We start from the raw sequence: 24,890 nt of genomic DNA, 5'->3' as shown, positions 1-24,890 counted from the left end.
GCAACGATGAGCAAGGAGTGGACCTTCCCGGCGTCCTTCGCCCAGGAGCGGGTGTGGACGGCCAACCAGCTCGACCCCGGGTCGCCGGTCTACAACGTCTCCGCGCCGTGGCGGTTCCCGGTCGGCGTCACCGCCGCACAGGCCACCGAGGTGTTCGGCCAGGTGGTCGCCCGGCACGAGTCGCTCCGTACGCACCTGCGGATCGTCGACGGCGCGCTGGTGCAGGTGGTCCGGGCCGTCGAGCCGTTGGAACTGCCGGAGTTGGACCTGACCGGTCTGCCCGCCGACGAGCGGAAGACCCGCTACGACGAGACCCTCGCCGAACTGGCGCGTAGCCCGATCCCGCTGGACACCCCGCCGCCGTGGCGGGCCCGGCTGGTCCGGTTCGCCGCCGACCGGGTCGGGTTGCAGTTCGTGGTGCACCACGCGGTCTTCGACAGCCACTCGGCGGTGCTCTTCGACGCCGAGCTGACCGCGTTCACCCGGGCCGCGCTGACCGGCGCACCCGCCGACGTGCCCGAGCTGCCCATCCAGTACGCCGACTTCGCCGTCTGGCAGCGCGACCAGCTCACCGACACCGAGTTGGAGCGGCAGCTCGCCTTCTGGCGCGGTCACCTGGCCGGTGCGCCGGCGGTGACCGGCCTGCCGCTTGACCGGCCGCGCCCAGCCCAGCTCGGCTTCGCCGGTGACGAGGTGCGCTTCGACCTCCCCGACGGGCTGCTGGACCAGGTCGGGCGGCTCGCCGCCGGCACGTCGACCACCCCGTACATGGTGCTGCTGGCCGCCTTCGCGGCGCTGCTCTCCCGGATCTCCGGTGACCCCGAGGTGGTGGTGGGCGTCTCCACCGCCGGCCGCGACACCGCCGAGCTGACGCCGCTGATCGGCATGTTCGTCAACCCGGTGGCGCTGCGGTGCGACCTCACCGGCGACCCGAGCGTCACCGAGGTGCTCGGCCGCGTCCGGACCGGCCTGGTGGACGCGATGGAGCACGGGCAGACCCCGTTCCAGCGGATCGTCGAGGCGGTCACCCCGCAGCGCGACCCGTCGGTGCAGCCGGTGTTCCAGACCGCGCTGAACCTGATCCCGGACTCCGGCCTGGACCCGGTGCCGCTGGGCACCACCAAGGACGACCTGGCCTTCGACATCACCGGCGGCACCAGCCGGCTGGTCTACCGCACCGACCTGTTCGACCGGGCCACCGCGGAGGCGGTCGTCGCCCGCTACCTGCGGCTGCTCACCGCCGCCGTGACCGACCCGGGGACGCGGCTGTCGGCGCTGCCGCTGCTCGACGACGCCGAACGTGACCTGCTGCGCGCCTGGACCGACACCGGGCACGCGGTCGCCCCGGTCACCCTGGTGGCCGAGGTGGAGCGGCAGGTCGTCGCCACCCCCGCCGCGATCGCGCTGGTCTGCGACGGGGAGGAGCTGAGCTACGCCGAGCTGAGCGCTCGGGCCAACCAACTGGCCCGGCTGCTGGTCGAGCGCGGTGCCGGCCCGGAGACCCGGGTCGCGCTGCTGCTGCCCCGCTCGGTGGAGTTGCTGGTGGCCATCCTCGCGGTGCTGAAGGCCGGTGCCGCGTACCTGCCGGTGGACACCGGCTATCCGGCGAACCGGATCAGCTACCTGCTGACCGACGCCGAGCCGACGCTCGTGCTGGCCACCTCGGAGACGGCCGCGCTGGCCCCCGCCGACGCACTGGTGTTGACCGACACGACCGCCGCCGACCTGGACTCCGCCGACCTCACCGACGACGACCGCCGTACGCCGTTGCGTGCGGAGCACCCGGCGTACCTGCTCTACACCTCCGGCTCCACCGGGCGGCCCAAGGGCGTGCTGGTCGAGCACCGCGCGGTCACCGCGTACCTGGCCTGGGCCCGGGACACCTACCCGGGGCTGGCCGGTGTCGCGCTGCTGCACTCGCCGGTCTCGTTCGACCTGACCGTGACCGGGCTGCTCGGCCCTCTCACCGCCGGGGGCACGGTCCGGCTCGCCGGCATCGACACCCCGGCGGCGCGGGCCGGTGGTCCGCCGACCTTCCTGAAGGTCACCCCCAGCCACCTGCCGCTGCTCGACGACGCCCTGTCGCCCACCACCGATCTGGTGATCGGCGGGGAGGCGCTGACCGGCGAACAACTGGCTGGCTGGCGGGCCACCCACCCCCGGGTGGCGGTGATCAACGAGTACGGCCCGACCGAGGCGACAGTCGGCTGTATCGCGGCCCGGATCGCTCCCGAGCAGCCGGTCTCCGCCGGGCCGGTGCCGATCGGCCGGTCCACCTGGGAAACCCGGGTCCACCTGCTCGACGCCGCGCTGAACCCGGTGCCGCCGGGTGTGGTCGGTGAGCTGTTCATCGCCGGGGCGCAACTGGCCCGGGGCTACCTGGGCCGGCCGGCGCTGACGGCCGAGCGCTTCCTGCCCTGCCCGTACGGGCCGCCGGGGGAGCGGATGTACCGCACCGGGGACCTCGCCCGCTGGCGGGCCGACGGGGCACTGGAATACCTGGGCCGCCGGGACAACCAGGTCAAGATCCGGGGGATGCGGATCGAGCTGGGCGAGATCGAGTCGGTGCTGCGCGCCCGCGCGGACGTGGCCGAGGCCGCGGTGGTGGTCCGCGCCGACAACGGCGAGCCGACCCTGGTCGGCTACCTGGTCGGCCGGGTCGACGAGGCGACGCTCGCCGCAGACCTGGCCCGGGAGCTGCCCGCGCACCTGGTGCCGAGCGCGTTCGTCTGGTTGGACGCGCTGCCGCTGACGCCGAACGGCAAGCTGGACACCGCCGCGCTGCCGGCACCGACCGCCGCCACCGCCGACGGCTTCCTCGCCCCGCGTACCGACGCCGAGGTGCTGGTCGCCGAGGTCTACGCCGAGATCCTGCGACTGGAGAAGGTCGGCGCGCTCGACGACTTCTTCGTCCTCGGCGGCAACTCGCTGCGCGGCATGCGGGCGATGGCCCGGATCCGCGCCGAGGTGGACGTGGAGCTGCCGATGCGGGCGCTGTTCAGCACCCCGGTGGTGGCCGACCTGGCCGCCCAGATCGAGCAGCGGATCGCCGCCGAGCTCGACGAACTCTCCGAAACCGAGGTCGCCGCACTGCTCGCGGCGGAGAAGGACACCCGCTTATGACCGACGTGAAGGACTCGGCCCGCGACGCCGCCCGGCAGGCGCTGATCGCCCAGCGGTTGCGCCGCCGGTCAGGCAGCCCGCCCGCCGCGCGGATCACTCCCCGCCCGCCGGACGCCGAGGTGCCGCTGTCGTACGCCCAGGAGCGGGTCTGGTTCATGGACCAGCTCGCTCCCGGCGAGGCGGCGTACCACATCGCGGTGCCCTTGCGAGTCCGTGGCCCGCTGGACGTCGCGGCGCTGCGCCGCGCGCTGGCCGACCTGACCCATCGGCACGAGTCGCTGCGCACCCGGTTCCCGGCCGACTCGGACGGCCGGCCCACGGTGGTGCTCGACGAGGTCGTCGAGGTGCCGCTGACCGTGGTGGACGCCGCCGACGACACCGCCGCCCAGGCGCTTGTCGACGAGGCAGCCGTCGAGCCGTTCGACCTGGCCAACGGGCCGCTGCTGCGGGCTCTGCTGATCCGGCTGGCCGCCTGCGACGATAATCCGGCCTCCGCGCCGCAAGACGGCACTCCGGACCGGATGAACGTCGACGAGCACGTGCTCTTCCTCGGCCAGCACCACATCGTCGGTGACGGCTGGTCCGTGGACGTGCTGCTGCGTGACCTGATCGCCCGCTACCGCGACCGGGAGCTGCCCGCCCTGCCGGTGCAGTACGGAGACTTCGCGGTCTGGGAGGCACGGGAGTTGGCCGGGCCGGGCGCGCTGCGGCACGTGGACTGGTGGAAGGAGCGCCTCGCCGGGATCACCCCGCTGGAGCTGCCGCTGGACCTGCCGCGGCCGGCCACCCAGACGTACCGGGGTGACTTCGTCGAGTTCACCCTGGACGCCGCCGCCACCGAGGGGCTGGCCGCGCTGACCCGTGCCTACGGCGGCACGATGTTCATGACGCTGCTCGCCGCGTACCAGGTGTTCCTGGCCCGCCACGCCGGACAGGACGACTTCGCGGTGGGCGCGTCGGTGGCCGGCCGGTCCGCTCCGGAGCTGGAGAACCTGGTCGGCATGTTCATCAACATGCTGCCGATGCGTGCCGAGCTGGCCGGCGACCCGACCTTCACCGAGCTGCTGGATCGGACCCGCCGCGCGGTGCTGGACGGGCTGGAGCACGGCGAGGTGCCGTTCGCCCGGGTCGTGCACGAGCTGGGTCTGCCGCGTGACGTCAGCCGCTCACCGGTGTTCCAGGCGATGTTCGTGCTGCAGAACTACGAGATGGGCCGGTTCGAAGGGGTGGCCGAGGACGCCGACGTCGGCTTCGAGTGGCATCCGATGGAGCTGCGCGCCACCCGCTTCGACTTCGAGCTGCACGCCGTCGAGACCGGCAACGGGATCTGGGGCAAGCTGGTCTTCAACACCGACCTGTTCACCCGGGCCACCATCGAGCGGATGGCGCACCGGCTCACCACGCTGCTGCGCGCCGTGGTCGCCACCCCGGATCTGCCGGTCTCCGCGCTCGATCTGCTCGCACCCGCCGAGCGGGAGCTGTTGGCCGGGTGGAACGACACCGACCACGATTTCCCCCGGCAGCAGACGCTGCACGCCCCGATCGAGGAGCGGGCCGCTCGTACTCCGGACGCGGTGGCGCTGCGCTTCGCCGGCCGTTCGGTGACGTACGCCGAACTGAACGCGGCGGCGAACCGGGTGGCGCACCGGCTGCGCGCCTGCGGGGTGGGCCCGGAGACCCTGGTCGGTGTCTGCGCGGAACGCTCGGTGGAGCTGGTCGCGGGCCTGCTCGGCGTGCTCAAGGCCGGCGGCGCCTACCTGCCGTTGGACCCGGAGTATCCGGCGGACCGGCTGGCCTTCATGGTCACCGATGCCGCCGCGCCGGTGGTGCTGGTGCAGGCACACCTGCGCGACGTGCTGCCGACGACCGACGCCACCGTGCTCGCCCTGGACGACGAGGCGGTCTGGGCCGACCAGCCGACGAGTGACCCGACGCCGACGGCCGGCCCGGCGCACCTCGCGTACGTCATCTACACCTCCGGCTCGACCGGCCGGCCCAAGGGGGTGCCGAACACCCACCGGGGCATCGTCAACCGACTGGACTGGATGCAGCGCACCTACCGGCTCGGCGCCGACGACGCGGTGTTGCAGAAGACCCCGGCCAGCTTCGACGTGTCGGTGTGGGAGTTCTTCTGGCCGCTGCGCGAGGGCGCGCGGCTGGTGCTGGCCGAGCCGGGCGGTCACAAGGACGCCGGCTACCTGCGCGACCTGCTGGTGTCCGAGCGGGTCACCACCGCCCACTTCGTCCCGTCCATGCTCACCGTCTTCCTCGCCGAGGACGGCGTCGAGGCGGCCACGGCGCTGCGCCGGGTGATCTGCAGCGGTGAGGAGTTGCCGCTCGCCGCCGCCCGGGACTTCACCGCCCGGCTGCCCGGCTGCGGCCTGCACAACCTGTACGGCCCGACCGAGGCGGCGATCGACGTCAGCTCCTGGGCGTGTGACCCGGCGCTGCTGGCCGAGGTGGCCAGCGTGCCGATCGGTGCGCCCATCAGCAACGTGCGGCTGCACGTGCTGGACGCCCGGGGCAACCCCTGCCCGGTGGGAGTCGCGGGTGAGCTGCACATCGGGGGGGTGGGGTTGGCCCGCGGCTACCACCGTCGGGCGGCGCTGACCGCGGAGCGGTTCGTGCCCGACCCGTTCTCCGGCGAGCCGGGTGCCCGGCTGTACCGTACCGGCGACCTGGCCCGCTGGCAGGTCGCGCCCGGTGACCGGCCCGGCGGTGTGCTCGAGTTCCTCGGCCGGATCGATCACCAGGTCAAGCTGCGCGGCCTGCGCATCGAGCTGGGCGAGATCGAGAGCGCGTTGCGCGCCCAGCCCGGGGTGACCGAGGCGGTGGTGCTGGTCCGCGAGGACACCCCCGGCGACAAGCGGCTCACCGGGTACCTGGTCGGCGCGGCCGAGCACGACGCGGTCAAGGTGGCGCTCAAGGAGACCCTTCCGGAGTACATGGTGCCGGCGGCGTTCGTCACCCTGGACGCCCTGCCGCTGACCCCGAACGGCAAGCTGGACCGCAAGGCGCTGCCCGCGCCGGTCGTCACCCGCGCCGCCTCGGTGGCGCTCGTGGAGCCGCGCGACGACACCGAACGGCTGCTCGCTGGGATCTGGTCCGAGGTGCTCGGTGTGGCCACCCTCGGCATCGACGACGACTTCTTCGACCTGGGTGGGCACTCGATGCTCGCGACCCAGGTGGTGGCCCGCATCCGCAAGGCCGAGCATGGTGGGCGGCCGGTCGGCGTGATGGACCTGTTCCAGCAGCGGACCATCCGCGACCTGGCCACGTTCATGTCCGGTGGCGGTGGCGACGGGCCCCGTCGGCTGCTCTACGAGCTGACCAAGCCGATCTCGCCGGCCCAAAGAGTGATGACTTACGTCTGCGTGCCGTACGGCGGCGGCAGCGCGATCGTCTACCAACCCCTCGCGGACGCGCTGCCGGCCGGGCACGCGCTCTGGTCGCTGGCCATCCCCGGGCACGACGTGGGGCTCACCGAGGACGCGCTGCCCTTCGACGAGCTGACCACCCGGGTCGCCGAGGAGATCATCGAGCGTGTCGAGGGCCCGCTCGCCCTGTACGGGCACTGCGGCGTGGGCAGCGCGATCGTCGCCGAGGTGGCCCGCAAGGTGGAGGCCGCCGGGCGGGAGCTGACCGTGCTCTACATCGGTGCGATGTTCCCGTTCGCCCGGCCCAAGGGCCTGTTCGCGGCAGTGCGCACCAGGCTGGAGAAGCTGCGCAGCAACAAGCACTACGCGAGCTGGCTCAAGTCGATGGGTGTGGACACCGACGAACTGGAGCCGGAGCAGGCGGACCGGATCATCAGCAACATGCGGGCCGACTCCCGGGCTTCCGAGGAATACTTCACCGCCCTGCTCGACCAGGGCGCGGTGAAGCTGCGCGCCCCGATCATCTCGGTGGTCGGCTCGGAGGACCCGGTCACCGACTACCACATCGAGCGGTACGCCGAGTGGCAGTTCCTCAGTGACCGCCTCGGGCTGGTGGTGCTCGACCAGGCCGGGCACTTCTTCCTCAAGTACCGCGCGCAGGAACTGGCCGAGATCGTCACCCAGGTGCACCCGGCGCTGATCGCCGGCGACGTCGGCGAGCTGACCCCGCAGGCGCGGGGCGAGGACGCCGGCTGGGCGGTGGCCGGCACCCGGGGCGTCGACGCCGTCGTCGTCCCGGACAAGCCGGTGGTCCGGCCCAGCATGGCCCGCTTCGTGTCGGTCACCGTCGGGCAGCTCGTCTCCACCACCGGTTCGGCGCTGACCGCGTTCGCCCTGCCGATCTGGCTGTTCACCCGCACCGGCTCGGTGACCGACCTGGGTCTGCTCTGGGCGTTGGCGCTGATCTGCGGCGTGCTGGTGCTGCCCATCGCCGGGGCGATCACCGACCGGATCAGCCGCCGCAAGATCATGATGATCGCCAGTTGCAGTGCCGGTTCGGTCCAGCTCGTGCTGGCCGCGCTGCTCTGGACCGACAACCTGGCGCTCTGGCACATCTACGGCCTGGTGGCGCTCAGTCAGGTGGCCGGCTCGTTCCAACGGATCGCGTTCCAGTCGGCGGTGCCGCAGTTGGTGCCCAAACGCTACCTGGGCCACGCGATGGGCATCACCCAGCTCTCCAACGGGTTCGCCATGCTGCTGATGCCGGTCTTCGCAGCCGGCCTGCTGGCCGCGATCGACCTCAAGGGCATCCTGCTGCTCGACGTGGCCAGCTATGTGATCGCGGTGGTGACCCTGTCCGTGGTCCGCTTCCCCGACCTGCTCGGATGGCGACCCCGGGAGCGACTGCTGGTGGCGGTCGCCAACGGTCTGCGCTACTCGTGGCGGCACCGTGGCTTCCGGCTGATGCTGGGCTACTTCGCGCTGGGCAACATCTTCCTGGCGCCCGCGCTGGTGCTCACCACCCCGTTGGTGCTCTCCTTCGGCAACGCGACGCAGGTGGCCCAGGTGGCCCTCGCCGAGGCTCTCGGCGCGGTCGCCGGCGGCGTACTCATGTCGCTCTGGGGTGGTCCCCGCAACCGACGCATGATCGGCGTGCTGATCGGCAACCTCGGCACGGCGGTCGGCTGCGTCCTGGTCGGCCTGGACGCGTCCGTGGCGATGATCTGCGTCGGTGCGTTCTGGCTGGCCATGTCGATGACCACGGCACAGTCCATCTACGCCACGATCGTCCAGGTCAAGGTGCCGCAGCGCTATCACGGCCGGGTGTTCAGCCTCAACCAGACCATCTCCTGGTCGACGCTGCCCATCGGGTTCGCGCTGATCGCCCCGGCGGCCACCCGCCTGTTCGAGCCGCTGCTCACCCCGGACGGGGCTCTGGCCGGGTCGGTGGGCGCGGTGATCGGCACCGGTCCGGGTCGGGGCATCGGCTTCGCGTACGTCTGCTTCGGCGCGGCGCTGATCCTGATCACCCTGGGCGGGTTCGCGATCCGGCTGCTCCGCCGCTTCGACCTTGAGGTCGCGGATTCGCTGCCCGACGACCTGATCGGTGCGCAGGAGCGGGAGCGTCGGCTGGCGGCCCGGGCCGCGCAGCGCGAGGAGGAACGGGTGCCGGTCGGCGTGTGACGACTGCGAAGGGGCCGCCGCGGTGCCTGCGGTGGCCCCTTCTTGGCCGATTGCCCGGACCAGCCGACCGGCGGCGTGGTACGAGTGCTCGGTGAACTCTGACGGCCGTCGCCAACCGGGCCCGAGCTGGCGGCAGTGTCGGTGCTGCGGCGCTCGTTTGCGTCACCCACTCGCTACACCGAGATGGCCGGACTTCTGCCGATCGGACGATTTCGAGATGCCGTGGCGAGCGCATGAAACGCCGAACGGCGACCCGCTGAATCAGTCGGGCCGCCGTTCGCAGACTCTGGATCAGAGCGGGCGGATGTTCTCCGCCTGCGGGCCCTTCTGACCTTGGGTGACGTCGAACTCCACCTTCTGATTCTCGTCGAGGCTGCGGAAGCCGCTCGCCGAGATCGCAGAGAAATGGGCGAAGACGTCGGCGCCGCCGTCGTCCGGGCTGATGAAGCCGAAGCCCTTGTCGGCGTTGAACCACTTCACGGTACCTGTAGTCATGTCTGCTCCTTGCAGGCTGTCAGAGACCGCACTGTGCGGACCCTTACGCCGCCGCGTTGATCACCCGCGTCGAAACGACACGACAAACGAAAAGCGCCTGATGGGTTTCAGATGCCCCATCAGGCGCTAGAAAACGTCTACGGAAATCAAAACTGCAACTCGGTTACCGTAGCACATGATTTGTCGTCGATTCCACGGAGGTGAGTGGACCTGGTCTTGCCCACCTCATCGATGCCGCCCTGGCCACAACCGTGAAGCGAACGTCGACCAGGCCGTCGCCGTCGCGACCACCCCTGGGGCGGGCTCGTGCTCGCGGGCCCGGCGTGGACAGTGAGACCAGGCCGGGCAACGCCAGGAGGCAACGGAGAGCCCTTAGCTGTGCTGCGGGATGTCCGTCGTGTACGCCAGCTTTCGGCCCGCCTCCACGTCGGAGGTCAGTGCATCGATCCGGGCCTTGACCAGTGAGTAGGAGTCCGAGCCGAGCAGTTGGTGCAGAGGAGCCTTACCCGAGACCGCCACCTCGATGATGGCGGTTGCGGCTCGGACGGGGTCACCGAGCTGGGTGCCCGGCATCGCCAGGTGCGCCTCGGTCATCTCCCGGATCGACTCGTAGCCGGACACGGTGGTCGGCGGCAGGCCAAGGGAGTGCGTACGCAGAAAATCGGTCCGCATGTAGCCGGGCTCCACGAGGTTGACCCGCACGCCGAAATCGCCGACTTCCGCGGCCAGTGACTCGGTCAGCCCTTCCAGGGCGTACTTCCCGGCGCAGTAGAGACCCCAGCCCGGGAAGGAGGTCAGACCGAGGACCGAGGAGATGTTGATGATGTGACCGCTGCGCTGGGCGCGCAGGGACGGCAGCACCGCACGAAGAACGTTCCAGAGCCCAAAGACCTGCACGTCGAACATCTGCCGGACGTCGGCGTCCGTGACCTCCTCGATGGCGGCGAGGAAGCCGTAGCCGGCGTTGTTCACGACCACGTCGATCGCGCCGAAACGGTCGGTGGTGGAGCGGATCGCCGCCGCGACCGCCGGCTCGTCCGCGAGGTTCAGCTCAAGTGGCAGCAGCCGGGCCCGGTCCACGGATCCCAGGGCCGCGTCGAGACGCTCAGCCGACCTCGTCGTCGCCGAGACGTTGTCACCGCGCTCAAGGAGCTGCTTTACCAACTCCAGGCCGAGGCCCCGGGAGGTGCCCGTGACGAACCAGGTGGCGGGTCGGGTGGTGGGGTACGACATCGGTGTTCTCCTTGTGACTGGAGTGGCAGCGCTGTGCCCTGCCGGAAACGCATTTCATGCTGCCGCCGGGCGGGCGAGCCGAACACCTCTGGCCAGGCCCAGCCGTACCTGGGAACGACATGCCCACCCAGCCCCTGGGCGCGGCCCGCCGCGCGCGGCATCATTGGCGACATGGTGCGACGCACAGAACTGGCCGGCTTCCTGCGGAAATGCCGGGCTGACACGACGCCGGAGGCAGCGGGAATCCTCCCGCTGCCGGGGCGACGCGTCCGCGGCCTGCGCCGGGAGGAGGTGGCTCAGCTCGCCGGGGTGAGCGTCGACTACTACACCCGACTCGAACAGGGCCGCCACAGCAGTCCGTCGGAGGCGGTCATCGACGCGTTGGGCCGCGTCTTCCAACTCGACGCGGCAGCCCGGGCACACCTTGTCGACCTGGCCCGGCCGGCCCGGCACCGCACCGGGCAGGTGCCGGGCCAGCGGGTCCGGCCGGCGATGCACCAGATGATCGCCTCGATGGTCGACCACCCGGCCTTCATCGTCGGGCGCCGCACCGACATCCTCGCGTCGAACCTGCTGGCCCGCGCCCTCCTCACCGACTGGGCCCAACTACCACCCCGCGAGCGCAACTACACGCGCTGGGTCCTCCTCGACCCCGGCGCCCGCGAGGTCTACCCCGAATGGGCCACCGTGGCGGCTGACGTCGTGGGCACGCTGCGCCTCTACGCCGGCCGGAACCCCGACGACCCGCAGCTCAACGAACTCGTCGGCGAGCTGACCATCAAGAGCCCGCAGTTCCGTACGTGGTGGCACAACCACCGGGTGCACGAGCGGACCCACGGCACCAAACACATGGTCCACCCCGCCGTGGGACCGATGACCATCCGATACGAGGCGCTGGCACTACCCGGCGACGACGACCAGACGCTCTTCATCTACACCACGGATCCCGGCAGCAGCTCACACGACAACCTGCGCCTGCTCGCGCTCTGGGCGACACAGCAGCGGTACACCCCAACGACCGGCGCCTCCAAGGCCGCTCCCGCCCAGATCGAGGACAGCCCAATCAGGTCTCCGGGCTCAGCCTGATTCCGACGGGCGTCGATCGTCCCTTGACGATCGGCCAGATCCCAGCATCGGGGCAGGACGCCCCGGCCGAGATGTCTTGAGCGGCGAGCCCGATCACCGCGAGACCAGACGTCCGGCGGCTGCGGCGGTGAGGTGGCAACGGTCCGTCAGATATGGGCATGTCCAGGTATCAGCAGATGCAGCAGGCCGAGGCGGAGCAAGCCGCTGCGGGTTGGCACTCGATGACCTTGCTGATCGCCCGCGTGCAGGCGGGGCAACAGCCGCTCGCGACCCCGCCGACGATCGCGTGCCGGCCACAGGAAGTGCAGTACGGCACGCTGCCAGTCAACATGTCCATCTTCTGCGGAGCGGACGTCGAGTACTCGAGCAGCATGTTCGCCGCCGGGGGTCTCTTCTTCACTGCGGCGTCACTGGCCGCGTCGGCCGCGGTCAACGCGAACAACCGGCGCAAGGCGCAGGCGGCTGCCGCTCCGCAGTGGCGCCTGATGGGACGCTTCCCGGCCATCGTCACCAGCGAACGCCTGCTGGTGATGGCGGGGCAGTGGAGTTCGTACTACCACGGCCACCTGCTCATGATCGAGCCGAACCCGCTCGGCTACTCCGTGACGCTGCACTACGAGCGGACCGAGCCGATCATGTTGCATGGGCCGTGGGTCCCGTGGGCGACCGTAGCCATCTGCGCGTCCCGCTGGGGTACCCCGTGGCCGCCCGGCTTCGTGCCGCCGCCGCAGCTCCAGGCGGTGGCGCGGCCGCAGGCGCAGGTGATGCCGCCGCAGCGGCCGCAGGCGCAGGTGATGCCGCCGCAGCGGCCGCCGGGTCAGGCAGCCGAGTAATGCTGATGGCAGAAGACACCCGGGTGATCCTTGGGCTCAGGGCGGCCGGGCGCCAACTGCCGGCGATCTGCCAGAGCCCAAGTCGGTTCAAGCGAGGAGGACGAACGTCGGCACAGCGATGAGGATGCCGGCCAGAGCGCCTGCGACAACCTGGCCAATCGTGTGATCCGCCAGCCGCACGCGGGACCAACCCACCAGGACGACGACCGCCAGCGAGAGGAGCAGCGCCGGTCCGAACACGACGATCAGTACGGACATCGAGCCGCTGGCGACGGCGGCGTGCGCACTGAGCTTCCACACCTGGTTGATCGCGGTGACGATGAGCAGCACGGCGAACATCACCACGACCATGGCGACGAGCGGCCGGGGCGCGCCGGCGAGAACGAGCGCGGCGAGACCAGCAAGGACGGACAGCAGACCGTAGACCAGAGGCATGCGGCGCTGCTCGCGTACGCCGATGTGGTGGTCGGTGAGCCGTCCTCGCCGTACGCCGACCCAGATGACGGCGTACGGGACGGCGGAGCAGAACAGTATGGCGAGCAGTGCCCAGCCGAGGCCGGTCATTACGGCGGGGGCGGTGCTGTGCAGGGCGATGATCAGCGGCATCAGGGCCGCGAAGACGGCTGGCGCACATGCTTCGGTGACGACCCGTGCCGGCGGTGACCGGCGATCGGTGGCTTGATTGTTCGAAGACGTCGGTCATCAGCGGCGCTGCCGATCGGTGCTCTCCGCCCGGCCGCGGGCGGCAGCCTCCAGCCGCTGCACCTGCTCGATCATGGCCACAACTGCGGCATGGCCCTCTGGCGATAGCCGGGCGTCTATCAGGCGCATGGCTACCTGCTTGATAAGCGGATCGGTCAGAGCCTGGGCGAGCTTGTGCTCATGTTGATCTTCCGACGTCTCAGCGAAGAAGGCGGGCGGCTGCCCAAAGAAGGCAGCAATGGCGTCGACGACCGAACGCCGTGGATCGGGCGACCGACCCTGGCGGAGGTTGCTCAGGGTGTGACCAACGGGACTCCAGTGTCATCTCCCGCTGCCAGAGTGCTCCTGCATTCCGGCTGCAGCGCCATCACCACCTGCCGCGCTGGCCGCGGTCATCTCGAGCCGGCTCGCGACAGAGCCTGCCTTGCAGTCGGCGGTATGGCCATGCGCGTGATCACTGAGGGCGGCGAGCCGGTGACGCCCATTGATAGGGTCACCGCCGTGACGGCGCTGCGACGGGGTGGCATCCCTGTCGGGCACCCGCACGACCCGCTTGCGGCGGTCCGCACGACTGCCGGAAAGGACCGATCCGATGACCCTCGGGTCACGAAAGCCGCCAAGTCCTGACGTGCCCGCTCCCGGCCCTGATGTGGATGTCTACTCGCCGGATCGGTCTGTTCGCATCGCCGCATCACGTCAGGGTGATGTCGCGGTCGAGGTAGACGACCTGCACCGCCACACGGATGACTCACTGGCCCGGCAAGTGCGGGCGGCGGCCAGGATCGCGTTGGCCGCACTGCAACCGTCGGCACGCGACGGGGAGCCTTCCGTGTACGAGCGAGGGTCTGGTCGATGAGCGGTCTGATGGGCAGGAAGAAGCTTGCCGTCGTGGCTGGCGCCGTGATCCTGGCTCTGGGGTTGCTCGGCGGTTGGCGGTGGTGGCCGTTCGGTGACGACGAGGTCGTTCCCTCGTGCAGTGACTTGGCCGCAGCCCTACCAGATGTCGTCGAAGGGTCGTGGACCCTGACGCGTACGGAGCCGAAGCGTGAGGCTGATAGATCGCGGGTCCGCTGCGATCTCGATTTCACGTCTGCTGATCAGTCGTATCAGGGCAGGGCCGTGCTGAGCGTCATCGAGAGCAACGACGAGGCATTCCTGCGTAGCACGGCCACGACCGGCCCGTGCGACGGCGATCAGGTCCCGAACCCGAGCGCGGCACGATACGAGGTGGCGCGCTCCTGCTCGACAAAGATCAACGACAAGGTTTACGCAGGCGTCTTCCTAGCCTCCGACAAGCGTTACGCCCATATCCTCGCGGACTTCAGCAACGCCGGATCTGCGGTCGAGCAGCTCGTCACGTACGCCAACACCAGCGCCCAGCGCATCACCGATCGAGCGATGACGCTGAAGGCCACGGATTAGGAGGAAGCCGTGGGCAAGTTGGAGCGCTACTTCGAGGACGTGGCTCGGATCAAAGCCGAAGGCGTCTCCGTCAACGGTTGGGTGACGGTCGTCCGGGAGCACGACGGCGACCTGAAGGTCGACATTCGGCCGGGGACGCTGCGCCGGTGCAGTCCGGACCAGGTGGCGTCCGAGATTCGGACGGCCCTGCTCGCGGCGGTGGCGGATCATCGGCGGCAGTACCGCCAGCTGCGCATCGACTACTTCGGCTCGCCCGTTGGTGTCGAGCTGTTCACTCCGGGCGAGCCAACGCAGGGGGAGGGGCACGCATCATGACCACTGATACGTCGGCCCTGCGGGTCGAGTCGCGGGCCTTGGTGGCCTTCGGAGTGGAGCGTTACGAGGACGCGGTGACCTACAGCGCCGTTCGCCGCTACGCCGGCGACGTCGGTGCGATCCCGGTCGCCGCCTGGGGCACGATCGAGGGGATCTCCGACAGGCTCAACCGGGACTGGGCGACGGCCCTGGGTAGCAGATTGTCCGAGGCGGCGATCGCCCGCAACGAGATGGAGCGCATCGCCGACGGGCTGATGCAGATCGCCGCCGACTACGAGGGCACCGAGCTGGACGTCGCCACCAACCTCGACGTGTTCAACCGGGACCTGGGGCCCTATCTGCCGCTCGGCGACGGCTACGGCAGCAGCGTGCGAGTCCGTCCGGGTGGCGCTGGCATCCTGTCCCAACCGCACGACCGCAGACTCCCGGACGACCAGCCGGTGGTGGTCATCCCGGACGGCAACGACCGGCTGGGCGCTACCCGCAACGAGCGGCTGCCGCGGACCCGTGTCGTCGAGGAGCCGATCACCATCGGCAGCAGCGACGGCAACAATCTCGGCTTCAGCGGCGGCCGGACCACCTACTACGAGAACGGCGAGGGCGACCAGCTCGACACGTTCATCCACGAGCACCGGGACACGCTTCTCCAACTGGAGGCGATCCTGATCGAGCTCGGCACCGGGGACCGCCTTCCACTGACCGACCTGATGGTCCACGCCTGGCGCTCGGCACCCAAGGTGATCTGGAACCGGGCCGACCTCCTCCATTCGGTCGCCGGCACCTACGCGGAGCTGCGCGCCGAAATGGACGGCGAGCTGCGGAACCTCAAGCTCTACTGGGAAGGCAGCGCCTCCCTGGCGTTCAGCCAGTACGCCGAACGCGCCTCGGCCTACCTGCTTCAGCTCGAGACCCAGACGCGCTGGCTGGCCGAGGAGGGCAAGAAGGCCGCCAGCATGCTGGAAGGCCTCCGCAACGCGTACGCCGGCCTCGGCTACCAGCACATCGGCAAGCTCATCGAGGCCCTCAAGGGCTACATCGAAGCCGTCAACGGCCTCTTCTCGTCGTGCTCGAACCCGGAGGCCGCGCTGCAGAAGGTGGTACAGGAATTCGTCACCTTCCTGTTGGAGGCCGAGCGCCTGCACGCCGAAGCCATGTCCGACCTGATCAAGATCGATGAGCAGGAGCGTAAGGAACGCCCCGACCTCGGCACCCGAAACCACACCACGACGCCCTTCCCACAGGCCGAGGTCGGTGCCGATGCCTGGCTGGACGGCGGCAAGTGGGCGCCCCGGCCGGATCGGCCGGCGGCATGACCACACGCCTCGCAACTCGGCGCTTTTGGTACGGGGGAACGCCGTCGTGCTCGCCCACTCCTGCTGACCACGCGGACGGCACGCGTGTCCGCCAGCGTAAGAGTGCCGCGAACATCCTCGCCGTACTCAAGTCGATCCGCGCCGCCCGCCCGACGATCCCGCAGGACGACTGGACGGCCCAGTGAGATGGACGTACCCGAGCGAAACTGAATTTCCGAGTGGAGTTGAACCCGGGCCCGGCTGCGGGCGGTGTGCCTGGCCGCCCGCACCCGGTTGGTCCGACGTCCTCGACCCGCCTCAGCGGGACACCGGGGTCGCCCGGTCCAGCGCGGGCGGGCGGACCGGGGACGCGTTCTCCAGGTAGCGCCACAGAGCGTCACCGCCGTTGTACAGGCTGCGGTCCTGCTTGCGCGCCTCGAACAGCGCGGTGAAACCGGGTGTGGCGTTCTTGGCGAAGAAGTTGTTCGCCAGGGTCGCAATCCGATACGTCGACTTGAGCCTCAACGGCTTCCCGCCGATCCGCACGCTGCCGGGGTCCACCCGGTCGCCGACCGGCCTGGACAGGTCGTAGCGATACCGGACGTTGCCCCACACCGCCATGTGCCGGTACGTCACGGTGCCGTCCGCCGCCTGCTGCCACTGACTCTCCAGCAGTTGGTCGAGCTGGGCGCCTGTCACGTCGCCCCGGACCAGCCCCACCCCGATGCCGCTGTCGTAGACGGTGCCCAGCGCGAGCTCGGAGAAGAGCACCCGGCCCGGTGCGTCGGCCGGGTTGGCAGGGTCGGCGGCGTACCGGACGTCCCGGCGCAGGATGCCGGGCATCGCGACCGCCAGGTCGGCCTTGCCATCCCGGTTCGCGGCCCAGAGGAACGCGTCGGCGGTGGCGTCATACATGGTCGACTCGGCGCTGTCACCCGGGGCCCGGGTCAGGTCCGCGGTCACCCGCGCGACCGGCAGGTTCGCCCGCTTCGCCAGCTCGGCCCGCCAGTAGTCGGCGATCCGCAGGGTCTCGGGGTCCGGAGTCACGTCCTGGGTGTTGGCGTGGTTGACCGAGGTCGTCCGGTCCCGCAGCACCTCGCCGGTACGCGGGTCGAGCTGGAGGTTGATCTCGTTGAACAGTCGGCCGTGGTTGGCCGCCTCCACCACCGGGCGCGGGTTGCCGGCCGGGTCGGGGAGCATGCAGTTCACCAGGGCGTGCCAGTGGCCGGTGACGATCGCGTCGACGTCCGCGCTGATTCGGGCGTTGGCGTCGTACATCGGGCCGAACGGGTTGACGCACTCGTCGTACCCGGCACCGGCCTCCTGGGAGAAGCCCTCGTGGATGACCGCCACGATGGCCTTCACGCCCTGCCGGCGCAGCTCGGCCGCGTACTTGTTGACCGTGTCAGCCTCGTCGAGGAAGTCGAACCCCTTCGGGGTGTAGGACATCTGCTCCTCGGACATCAGCTTGGTGGTGGCGTGCACGAAGCCGACCGGCAGCCGACCGCCGTGCCCGTCGCTGACGTACTCGACGTGGTATGGCGGCAGCTTGGGCTTGCCGCTGCGGTCATCCACGAGGCTGCCGGAGTAGTAGTCGTAGTCCGCGCCGTGGAAGCGCCGGCCGGTGGAGTCGGTGAAGCAGATGTCGTTGTCGGGCCGCCACCGGCAGGTGCCATCGTCCATGTGCCGGAGGAACTCGTAGCCCCGATCCATCTCGTGGTTGCCGACCGTGGAGAAATCCAGCCCGATCGAGTTCAGGTATTCGATGGTCGGCTCGTTCCAGAACCACCCGGTCTCGTTCGGCCAACCGCTGAAGTCGTCCCCGGCCGAGAAGAGGATGGAGTTCCGCTGACCGGCTTGGCGCTGCTTGAGGTGTGCCGCCAGGTAGGCGCCACCGCCGACCTGACGGGCCGGCTCGCCGGCCCGGGCTCCGGGCACCGTCGTGGTGTAGTCGCCGAAGTAGCCGTGCAGGTCCGTGATGGACAAGAGTTGCACCGGGACCGGCGTACCCGGCCGTGCGCCGGCCGGCGAGGCCGAGGCGGCCGGCGAAGCCGCCCCACCGGCCAGCAGCAAGCCGGCGGCCACCGCGGCGGCCAGGGCGGCTCGGCCACGCCGGAGCATTCGAGCGCTGTCAAGCATGTGTGGGGCTCCCAAGGATGGTACGGGTTGGTTCGCCCGGACAGCCTCCGCCCAGTTGATCAACATTGTGTGAACTGCCGTGGTGCTCGGCCTGGCCACGCACTGACGATGCGCCGCTGAGCCGGCCGAGTGACTTCCACGTCCAGGCGACCGATGTCGGTGGTGGTGTCCACCGTCCCGTCGGGAATACCCGCAGCAGGAGATCCTCGATTAGCGCCCGCGCGAGTCAGGTTCCTGACTACTCGCGTTCGCGCGGGTGCCTTCGACACCTGCCCGCTTCCTGGGGGGCGAACGTGAAGGGTGGGCACGCCGCGCGGCGGAAGCCCACCCTTGCGGCTGCCAGGCACGATTGACCGTCCGGCACTGTTGGAGGTGGGCGCATGCGGCAGCCGAGGCGAAGGGTGCGCGGCGGGCGGCGTGGCCGTCGAAGCTCGGGCACTGCTGGTGGCGCCCCCACGACAACTGACTGGGTGCAGGCGGTGGCGGCGCTCCTTGCCGTCACGCTCGCGGCACCGGCCCTCTGGATTGCGGTGTCGACCTACCGGGATCAACAAGCACTCACCCGGGAACAGTTGGAACTTACGAGACTTGAGCGCGAGCGGTATGAGCAGCGCTTCGCGTCCCGAGTAGCGTTTTGGATCCCGACAGAGGATGAGGTACGAAGACCCAAGGGCATCGCCTTTGTCGTGCGGGTGCAGAACCGTTCGCCCGTGCCGATCGGGAGCATTGTCATCGCACCCAGGTTTCCCCAGGCGCTTGACGTCGGCTTCTTCTCGACCGTTGACATTCCGCCGTGTTCGCTCATCACGCTGGGCCTGGATCACGAAGGAGCTGTTCGCAGCATGACGCTCCCGGATCGCGGGTTGCCCATGCTGGGAATGTCCTTCTACGACTCCGTCGGCATTTGGGCGATCGGATCTTCAGGCGTGCAGCGCACCATGGGTACACGGCTCCGCCCATCGATCGGGGCGGCTGAACTGCCCGGCACCCGCGAGGTGCTGTCGGACTGTGGCGAGGGCGGCTGAGGTCAGCAGCCACCGGCTGCGCGGCAATCGGAAATCGGACACTCCCTCGCACCGCACCCGCACCGGATGATCGACTGCCACCTGCGATGCTGTCGAAACGCCGATCGGGCGGTGCATGCCGATCGTGATCACCCGGAGGTGCGGATGACCAGGAAGGGCGGCCTGGACCTGGCCGACGCCATCGAGGAGCTGCGTCGCGAGTTGACGCTCGCCCAGACCAGGGCGGCCAGCGCGGAGATCCGGTTTCCCATCAACGCCGTCTCGGTGGAGCTGAGCGCGGTGGCCACCACCGACATCGACGGCCGGGCCGGCTTCAAGATCCCGGTGATCGAGGCGGAGCTGGGCGGGGGTGCCAGCTACTCGCGCGAGGCCACCCACACCATCACCATCGAGTTCGGGGCACCGGTCGACGCCAGCGGCAACCCGGTGCAGGTCAACCGGGTGAGCGCGACCCGGCTGCGGTGAGGGGAGGCCGGTCCTGGTGACACCGTCGGCCGGCCTGTCCTCGGCGGAGCGGCTGGTCCGGATCGAGGTCGGGGTCGAGGGCGGTTACGTCTACGGCAGCGGCTTCGTCGTCCGGCCCGAGGTGGTGCTCACCTGCGCGCACGTGGTGGCCGCCGGCCGGACGGTCGCCGCGGTCGACCTGCACGGAGTGCGGCATCCGGTCCCGTGTGGCCCGGACGCGATCTGGACGCCGGGCCCGGACGGCCCCGACCTCGCCCTGCTCCGCGTACCCGGGCTTGGAACGGGGCTGCGCACCTTCCCGGTGGCACGGCTGGATCGCGCCGGCACCGACCTCGCGCCACTCGACGGGGTGGACGTGTGGGGTTGTCCGGCGTTCGCCGAGACCAACCGGGGTCTGTCGTTCTGTGAGCGGGGTTCGCTGCTCCGGGCGTCGCAGCTGGAATCGGGCCTGGTCGAGGTTCGCCTGCCCCCGGTGACCGACGGCGACCCCGGCGGCGCGCGGACGAGAGGCTTCCTCCACCAGCCGAACTCGGCCTGGGACGGGATGTCCGGCGGCCCGGTGATCGTGCGGGACCACCTGGTCGGTGTGGTGGTCGAGCACGCACCGCGTACCGGCCGCCTGCTCTGCGCGCCGCTGACCCTGCTGGAGCCGGACCGGGCGTGGCCGGAATGGGGACCGGGCGTCCCGGATCCGCAGCGGTGGTGGCGACTGCTCGGTGTGCCCGACCACGCCGTGGCGCCGGTCCTGCCGGGCAACGGGGCCAGCGCCGGTTGGCTGGACGACCTGCGGGCCGTCCACGACGAGCTGCGGCAGAATCCCCGCGTGCCGGAGGCGGCGCGGCGTCCCGGCACCTTCGCGATCCAGTTGTACGAGGTGCTGGAGCGCGCCTTCACCACGGCAGATCCGCAGGATCCCGGTGCCGCCGCGCAGCGGATCCACACCGAGTTGACACGCTCGGAGGCCGCCGAGCCGGTGTACCGGGTGGCGGCGAGCCGACCCCTCTCCGCGGGCGTCCTGCGCCAGCTGCTCGACGAGTTGGCCCGGGTGCACTCGACCGTCGCGGCGCTGCCCCGGGCGAGCGCCCGGTTGCGGTACCGGATCGAGGCGCCCCGTATCGCGGTTGCCGACCCGCACGCGGAGATGCGGCGGTGGCTGACGGACATGCTGGCCGGCCAACCGGCGGACGAACTGGAGGACGCCGAGCGCGCCCTGCACGACCTGATCGACCGAATTGACCTGCACCCGGGCGCGGACCCGCAGGGCCGGTTGATCGCCCTGCTGCACAACGGCGGGTGGGCACAACCGGCGGCGCGGGCACCGAAGCTGGTCAGCGAGATCTTCGCCTCGGGTCTGGGCGAACACCCGGAGCAGCTGCTGCGGACCACGCTCGGGGAGGCCGGCCCGGCGCCCGTCGTCATGATGACCGGCCGGGACCGGGCACCTGAGGGCGTCGTCCCCCGTCCCGGTGGGGTCCTGGTCAACCAGAAACCCACCCTGGCCCACCTCCGCGAGGGTTTCTTCGCCCCCACCGACGCCGTCGACGAGGTGGAACGGGCCTACTGGGCCTGGTACGAGGACGTCATCCTGGCCGACGCGGGTCAGCTCGCCGGCCGGCTTCCGATGTTCTGGGTCACCGGGCCGTCCGGCGCCGGCAAGAGCATCCTGCTCCTGCAACTGCTGGCCCGGCTCAACGCCCGCGCCGGCGTGTCCGTGCTGTGCCCCGCCGGCGGGTCCCACCTGTCCGACGCCGCGCGGCACGCCGACGGGCTCGGTCGTAGCCGGCACGTGGTGATCGGGGTGGACGACCCGCTCACCGTCGGCGACGGGCAGGGGCCCGACCCCTGGCGGCAGGCGTTCGACATCCTCGCCCACCGGTTGCAGACCGAGCCGGTGAGCGGCCTGCCGGTCTTCGTCTGCTGCGCCCCGACCGAGCAGCGGGCGATGTTCGAGCGGCGGCACGGCGACGTGGTCACCGGCGGCTACCGCCATGACGGGTACGACACGACGCTGCGCGAACAGCTCCGTGACTGGTACGCCCTGCGCACCGGCACCCCGGCACCCGCGCTGCCCGACGGGGGAGTTCCGCTGCCCGCGCAGCTGTTCTTCGAGTGGCGCAACAACGGTGAGGGCATCACCGCGTACGCCCGGCGTTTCCGGTCGCGGGTGACCGCGACCAACAGTCCGGAGCTGTACCGGTTCTTCGTCGACCTGCTCGCCGTCAACCGGCTGGACGTCGGCTACCCCGAGGAGTCGTTCCACCTGCTGCCCGCCGGGGTCCGGGACGCCCTCGACGGCTACGGGACCGACCTGCACGTGCTGCCGTCCGACGACGGTCGCCCCGGTTACCGGCTCGCCCATCCCCTGCTGGCCGGCCTGATGTACGACGTCTGGTTTCCCGTGGCGGGGCACGCCGCCGTCCGGCGGGAGCACCTGCGCGACGCGCTGCTGGGCGCGGTGCGGGTCAACCCGCGCGGCTGGGCCAGCCTGCCCCTGCTACGCGTGCTACTCGCCGCCGTCACCCGGGCCGCCCTGAGTCAGCATCCGACCGAACCGGCAGGTCGCGTCGACGGTCCGGACGCCGCGTCCCCGCTTTCCCGGCTGGACGCCGAAGCCGCCGTACTCGCCGCCGCCGAGGCGATCGGTGCGGACCTGACCCGCCTCGCCCACCCGGTGCTCGCGGTCTGGGTCGGCCTGGAGCGCCAGGTCCGGTTTGCCCGGGGCTGGAGTCCGGTGGCCCACGCCCTGCACCGGCTGACCACGTCGGCCGGCACCGACGTCGGGCTGACCGACCTGGTCGACGCGCTGGTACGGCTGCGCGATCCGGTCGCGGACCGGGCGGTGTGGGCCTTCCTGCGGGCGAAGCGGAGCTGGCCGGCCTGGCACTCCACGGCACGCCGGCTGGTCGAGCATCGACCCGACGACGGGGACCTCGACGTGTTGATCGAGACGACGGCCGGCCGCGTCGACGGTGACGGACTCCAGACCCTGGTGGCCGTCCTGCGCCAACCGTGGTCGTACCGCCCGCTGCTGGAGGTGGCGCACCGGCTGGTCCGCGGCGGGATCGCGACCGACGGGTCGCTCGCGCCTCTGGTCGCAGCCCTGCATCGCCGGGGCGGCGACCACCAGGGCGTCGTGCACGGTTGGCTGGCCGGTCCTCCGCGCCGGGAGCAGGCCCTGGTGTGGCGGCAGATCCTCGCCGCGCCCGTACCTGTCGACCTGCTGCCGGCGCTCGGGGCGTGGATGCGGGAGTTCCCCACCGACGTCGGCACCGGCCACGCCCTCGCCCGCCTGGTCAGCTGGCCCTGGTTTCTCCGGGGCGGTTGGCGGCGCGACGTGCTGCGTGCCCACCTGGAACGGCACGGTGAGCTCTGCCCGCCGCTGCGGGATCGACTGGTCGGCCTGCTGGCGGCCGACCACCCGGCCTGGTCGCTGCTGTTCGTGCAGCTGCGGGCGGCGCACGTCCGGCAACCCGAGATCCGGGCCGCGGCGATCGACTGGCTGGACCGCAACCCCGGTTCGACCCGCTGGCCCCGCGTGTACAGCCATCTCTGCCTGAACGTGGTGGAGCCGGACGACGGGCTCGTCGGCCGTGGCGCCGACCGCCTGACCGGCGGCCTGGACGCCCTGCACTGCGCCGACGTGTTCGCCGGCATGCTGCGCGTCGCCCCACCGGCGCGGCGCGCCGAGGTGGCGGACACCGCGCTGCTCTGGCTTACCCGCCACCCCGACGAGGAGACCGCGTGGGGTGACCTCGCCTCCCGGATCGCCCGGGCCACGGCCCCCGAGCACCGGGAACGGACGGCCCGCACCCTGCTGGACTGGGTACGCGCCCACCCGGCGTCCGGCCGCGCGGCGCAGCTCCTCCAGGTCGCGACCACCGCCTCGGCGGGCACCCCCGCCGAACCGGCCGTGCTGGTCCACGCCGAACGGTGGCTCGGCGTCCCCCGACCGGCGTGGGGCGCCGTGTACGCCGCGATCCGCCCGGCACTGCCCGCCGACCGGGCCCGCGCCCTGGCGCTGCCCTGGCTGCTGACCGAGATGACCGACAAGCGGTGGGCGGGGGTGCTGGCCGCGACGGCCGGCGACCTCGACGACACGCACCTGGGCGAGTTGGTGCACCGCTGGTTCGGCGCGGCGGACACCTACGAGTTCTCGGCCGGCCCGCTGTGGCGGATCGCGATACACGAGGGGCCGTGCCGGCACCTGCTGCGGGACCGGGATTTCCGTGTGGTCGTCGCGAACTGGCTGCGCCGCAACGGAACACGGCCGTCCTGGGCGCTCATCGCCAAGGACCTCATCAGCGACGATCCGACCGACCTGGACGTGGTGAGGGCGGCGGTCGAGTCCAACGCGCCGGTCGACCAGGCGTACGGCGTGATCGACCGGATCGTGGACGAGTGGCAGGCGCGGCCCGAGTTGCTCGCGGCCGCCCAGCGGGAGCTGACCTCCTGGCAGCGCACCGAGGTCTGGGCTGTCCTGTGGCGGTGGCTGATCTCGGTGGCGCCGTCCGAGGCGGCGTGGCGGTTCTCCCGGGAGCTGCTGCCGGGCCTGGCGGCGGAGGTGTTCGCGCCCCTCTGGGTGCGGTTGTGGGACGCGTACCCCGACGAGGTGCACCGCGCGCACCTGCGCCCGCTGGCGCAGCCGCGGCTCGACGCGGCCCCGGCGACCGGCGCGTGGAACAGGGTACGGGCGCGCCTGGCCGACCGGCCGACCCCGACGGGCTTCCCCGCGCCGGGGGCCGCCTCGACACGGTTGGTCGGTCCGCGCCCGGGCAGCCCGCCGCCCGCACCGGACGACCCACCCGCCGGGCACTGGCGGCGACCGTTGACCTGCGCCGGCTGCCGGGCCCCGTTCGTGCTGCAGGGCAACGGCGCGCACCCCGCCCTGAAGTCCTTCACCTGCCAGGGGTGCGCCAGTGACCTGAGCATCGACATCCGAACCGGTCGCGTCGCGGTCGCCCAGCGACTCACCCGTCTGCCGGCCCCCGCTGCGCAGGTCCGGGGCAGCCGCCGAAACCCTCGGCCCCGGGTGCACTGCGACCGCTGCGACACCACGTTGGACGCCGACATCTCCAGCGTCGACGGCGGCGCTCTCGCCGTGGACCGCGGCTGCGGATACCTGTACGAGATCCCACCGGACCTGCTCGCCGACCTGGTGGCGCACGGTCGGTACGCTTCGCGTCCCGCCGACTGACCCCT

Annotated in this window: 14 protein-coding genes; 10 read left to right on the top strand and 4 right to left on the bottom strand. The window is 71.1% G+C overall.

Going from position 1 to position 24,890, the window contains the following annotated elements; translation table 11 throughout:
• Window positions 1–6 precede the first annotated feature (6 nt).
• Both ACGFIQ_RS26650 and ACGFIQ_RS26645 read left to right on the top strand, forming a co-directional pair.
• The gene (locus ACGFIQ_RS26650; protein WP_393248077.1) at window positions 7–3,123 is read left to right on the top strand and encodes an amino acid adenylation domain-containing protein; all 3,117 of its coding nucleotides are present in this window, start codon (window positions 7–9) and stop codon (window positions 3,121–3,123) included.
• Window positions 3,120–8,684: an amino acid adenylation domain-containing protein gene (locus ACGFIQ_RS26645; protein WP_393248075.1), complete on the top strand. Its 5,565-nt coding sequence runs from the start codon at window positions 3,120–3,122 to the stop codon at window positions 8,682–8,684. The genes ACGFIQ_RS26650 and ACGFIQ_RS26645 overlap by 4 nt, the downstream gene beginning before the upstream one ends.
• 291 nt (window positions 8,685–8,975) lie before the next feature.
• On the opposite strand, the gene ACGFIQ_RS26640 is transcribed toward ACGFIQ_RS26645, so the two are convergent.
• On the bottom strand, window positions 8,976–9,179 hold the full coding sequence (locus ACGFIQ_RS26640) for a cold-shock protein (protein ID WP_043326981.1): 204 nt from the start codon (window positions 9,177–9,179) through the stop codon (window positions 8,976–8,978).
• Between the two features lie 372 nt (window positions 9,180–9,551).
• Window positions 9,552–10,412 carry an SDR family NAD(P)-dependent oxidoreductase gene (locus tag ACGFIQ_RS26635; protein ID WP_393248072.1) on the bottom strand — a complete coding sequence of 287 codons (861 nt, stop codon included), beginning with the start codon at window positions 10,410–10,412 and terminating at the stop codon, window positions 9,552–9,554.
• Window positions 10,413–10,583: 171 nt separating this feature from the next.
• On the opposite strand from ACGFIQ_RS26635, the gene ACGFIQ_RS26630 reads away from it, so the two are divergent.
• Window positions 10,584–11,498 carry a helix-turn-helix transcriptional regulator gene (locus ACGFIQ_RS26630; RefSeq protein ID WP_393248070.1) on the top strand — a complete coding sequence of 305 codons (915 nt, stop codon included), beginning with the start codon at window positions 10,584–10,586 and terminating at the stop codon, window positions 11,496–11,498.
• Window positions 11,499–11,674: 176 nt separating this feature from the next.
• The gene (locus ACGFIQ_RS26625; RefSeq protein ID WP_393248069.1) at window positions 11,675–12,331 is read left to right on the top strand and encodes a hypothetical protein; all 657 of its coding nucleotides are present in this window, start codon (window positions 11,675–11,677) and stop codon (window positions 12,329–12,331) included.
• A gap of 87 nt (window positions 12,332–12,418) precedes the next feature.
• Here the strand turns inward: ACGFIQ_RS26625 and ACGFIQ_RS26620 are convergent, their stop codons facing one another.
• Entirely contained in the window at window positions 12,419–12,937 is a 519-nt protein-coding gene (locus tag ACGFIQ_RS26620) for a hypothetical protein (RefSeq protein ID WP_393248067.1), read from the bottom strand.
• Between the two features lie 948 nt (window positions 12,938–13,885).
• On the opposite strand from ACGFIQ_RS26620, the gene ACGFIQ_RS26615 reads away from it, so the two are divergent.
• The 3 genes from ACGFIQ_RS26615 to ACGFIQ_RS26605 are packed head-to-tail and all read left to right on the top strand — an operon-like array spanning window position 13,886 to window position 16,083.
• Window positions 13,886–14,455 carry a hypothetical protein gene (locus tag ACGFIQ_RS26615; protein WP_393248065.1) on the top strand — a complete coding sequence of 190 codons (570 nt, stop codon included), beginning with the start codon at window positions 13,886–13,888 and terminating at the stop codon, window positions 14,453–14,455.
• A gap of 9 nt (window positions 14,456–14,464) precedes the next feature.
• The gene (locus tag ACGFIQ_RS26610; RefSeq protein ID WP_393248063.1) at window positions 14,465–14,770 is read left to right on the top strand and encodes a hypothetical protein; all 306 of its coding nucleotides are present in this window, start codon (window positions 14,465–14,467) and stop codon (window positions 14,768–14,770) included.
• Entirely contained in the window at window positions 14,767–16,083 is a 1,317-nt protein-coding gene (locus ACGFIQ_RS26605) for a hypothetical protein (RefSeq protein WP_393248061.1), read from the top strand. Before ACGFIQ_RS26610 ends, ACGFIQ_RS26605 begins: the two co-directional genes overlap by 4 nt.
• Window positions 16,084–16,380: 297 nt before the next feature.
• Here the strand turns inward: ACGFIQ_RS26605 and ACGFIQ_RS26600 are convergent, their stop codons facing one another.
• Entirely contained in the window at window positions 16,381–18,201 is a 1,821-nt protein-coding gene (locus ACGFIQ_RS26600) for a bifunctional metallophosphatase/5'-nucleotidase (RefSeq protein ID WP_393248059.1), read from the bottom strand.
• A gap of 479 nt (window positions 18,202–18,680) precedes the next feature.
• On the opposite strand from ACGFIQ_RS26600, the gene ACGFIQ_RS26595 reads away from it, so the two are divergent.
• From ACGFIQ_RS26595 to ACGFIQ_RS26585, 3 genes are all read left to right on the top strand, one after another.
• Window positions 18,681–19,226, top strand: coding sequence for a hypothetical protein (locus tag ACGFIQ_RS26595; protein WP_393248057.1), 546 nt, complete (start codon window positions 18,681–18,683; stop codon window positions 19,224–19,226).
• A 144-nt stretch (window positions 19,227–19,370) separates the two neighbouring features.
• Window positions 19,371–19,691 (top strand): trypco2 family protein, encoded by a 321-nt coding sequence (locus ACGFIQ_RS26590; RefSeq protein ID WP_146758808.1) that lies wholly within the window; start codon window positions 19,371–19,373, stop codon window positions 19,689–19,691.
• Between the two features lie 16 nt (window positions 19,692–19,707).
• The gene (locus tag ACGFIQ_RS26585) at window positions 19,708–24,885 is read left to right on the top strand and encodes a trypsin-like peptidase domain-containing protein (protein ID WP_393248054.1); all 5,178 of its coding nucleotides are present in this window, start codon (window positions 19,708–19,710) and stop codon (window positions 24,883–24,885) included.
• Window positions 24,886–24,890 lie beyond the last annotated feature (5 nt).

The organism is Micromonospora sp. NPDC048898 (assembly GCF_043198035.1).
In the GTDB taxonomy this organism is placed as follows: domain Bacteria; phylum Actinomycetota; class Actinomycetes; order Mycobacteriales; family Micromonosporaceae; genus Micromonospora.
This window is presented reverse-complemented; position numbering and strand designations above follow the sequence as displayed.

What these genes read in the sequence shown, in the direction of transcription:
- ACGFIQ_RS26640 (WP_043326981.1), bottom strand. Translation starts at nt 9,179, where the DNA reads ATGACTACAGGTACCGTGAAGTGGTTCAACGCCGACAAGGGCTTCGGC.
- ACGFIQ_RS26615 (WP_393248065.1), top strand. Translation starts at nt 13,886, where the DNA reads ATGAGCGGTCTGATGGGCAGGAAGAAGCTTGCCGTCGTGGCTGGCGCC.
- ACGFIQ_RS26625 (WP_393248069.1), top strand. Translation starts at nt 11,675, where the DNA reads ATGCAGCAGGCCGAGGCGGAGCAAGCCGCTGCGGGTTGGCACTCGATG.
- ACGFIQ_RS26630 (WP_393248070.1), top strand. Translation starts at nt 10,584, where the DNA reads ATGGTGCGACGCACAGAACTGGCCGGCTTCCTGCGGAAATGCCGGGCT.
- ACGFIQ_RS26590 (WP_146758808.1), top strand. Translation starts at nt 19,371, where the DNA reads ATGACCAGGAAGGGCGGCCTGGACCTGGCCGACGCCATCGAGGAGCTG.
- ACGFIQ_RS26645 (WP_393248075.1), top strand. Translation starts at nt 3,120, where the DNA reads ATGACCGACGTGAAGGACTCGGCCCGCGACGCCGCCCGGCAGGCGCTG.
- ACGFIQ_RS26605 (WP_393248061.1), top strand. Translation starts at nt 14,767, where the DNA reads ATGACCACTGATACGTCGGCCCTGCGGGTCGAGTCGCGGGCCTTGGTG.
- ACGFIQ_RS26635 (WP_393248072.1), bottom strand. Translation starts at nt 10,412, where the DNA reads ATGTCGTACCCCACCACCCGACCCGCCACCTGGTTCGTCACGGGCACC.
- ACGFIQ_RS26600 (WP_393248059.1), bottom strand. Translation starts at nt 18,201, where the DNA reads ATGCTTGACAGCGCTCGAATGCTCCGGCGTGGCCGAGCCGCCCTGGCC.
- ACGFIQ_RS26650 (WP_393248077.1), top strand. Translation starts at nt 7, where the DNA reads ATGAGCAAGGAGTGGACCTTCCCGGCGTCCTTCGCCCAGGAGCGGGTG.
- ACGFIQ_RS26620 (WP_393248067.1), bottom strand. Translation starts at nt 12,937, where the DNA reads ATGCCGCTGATCATCGCCCTGCACAGCACCGCCCCCGCCGTAATGACC.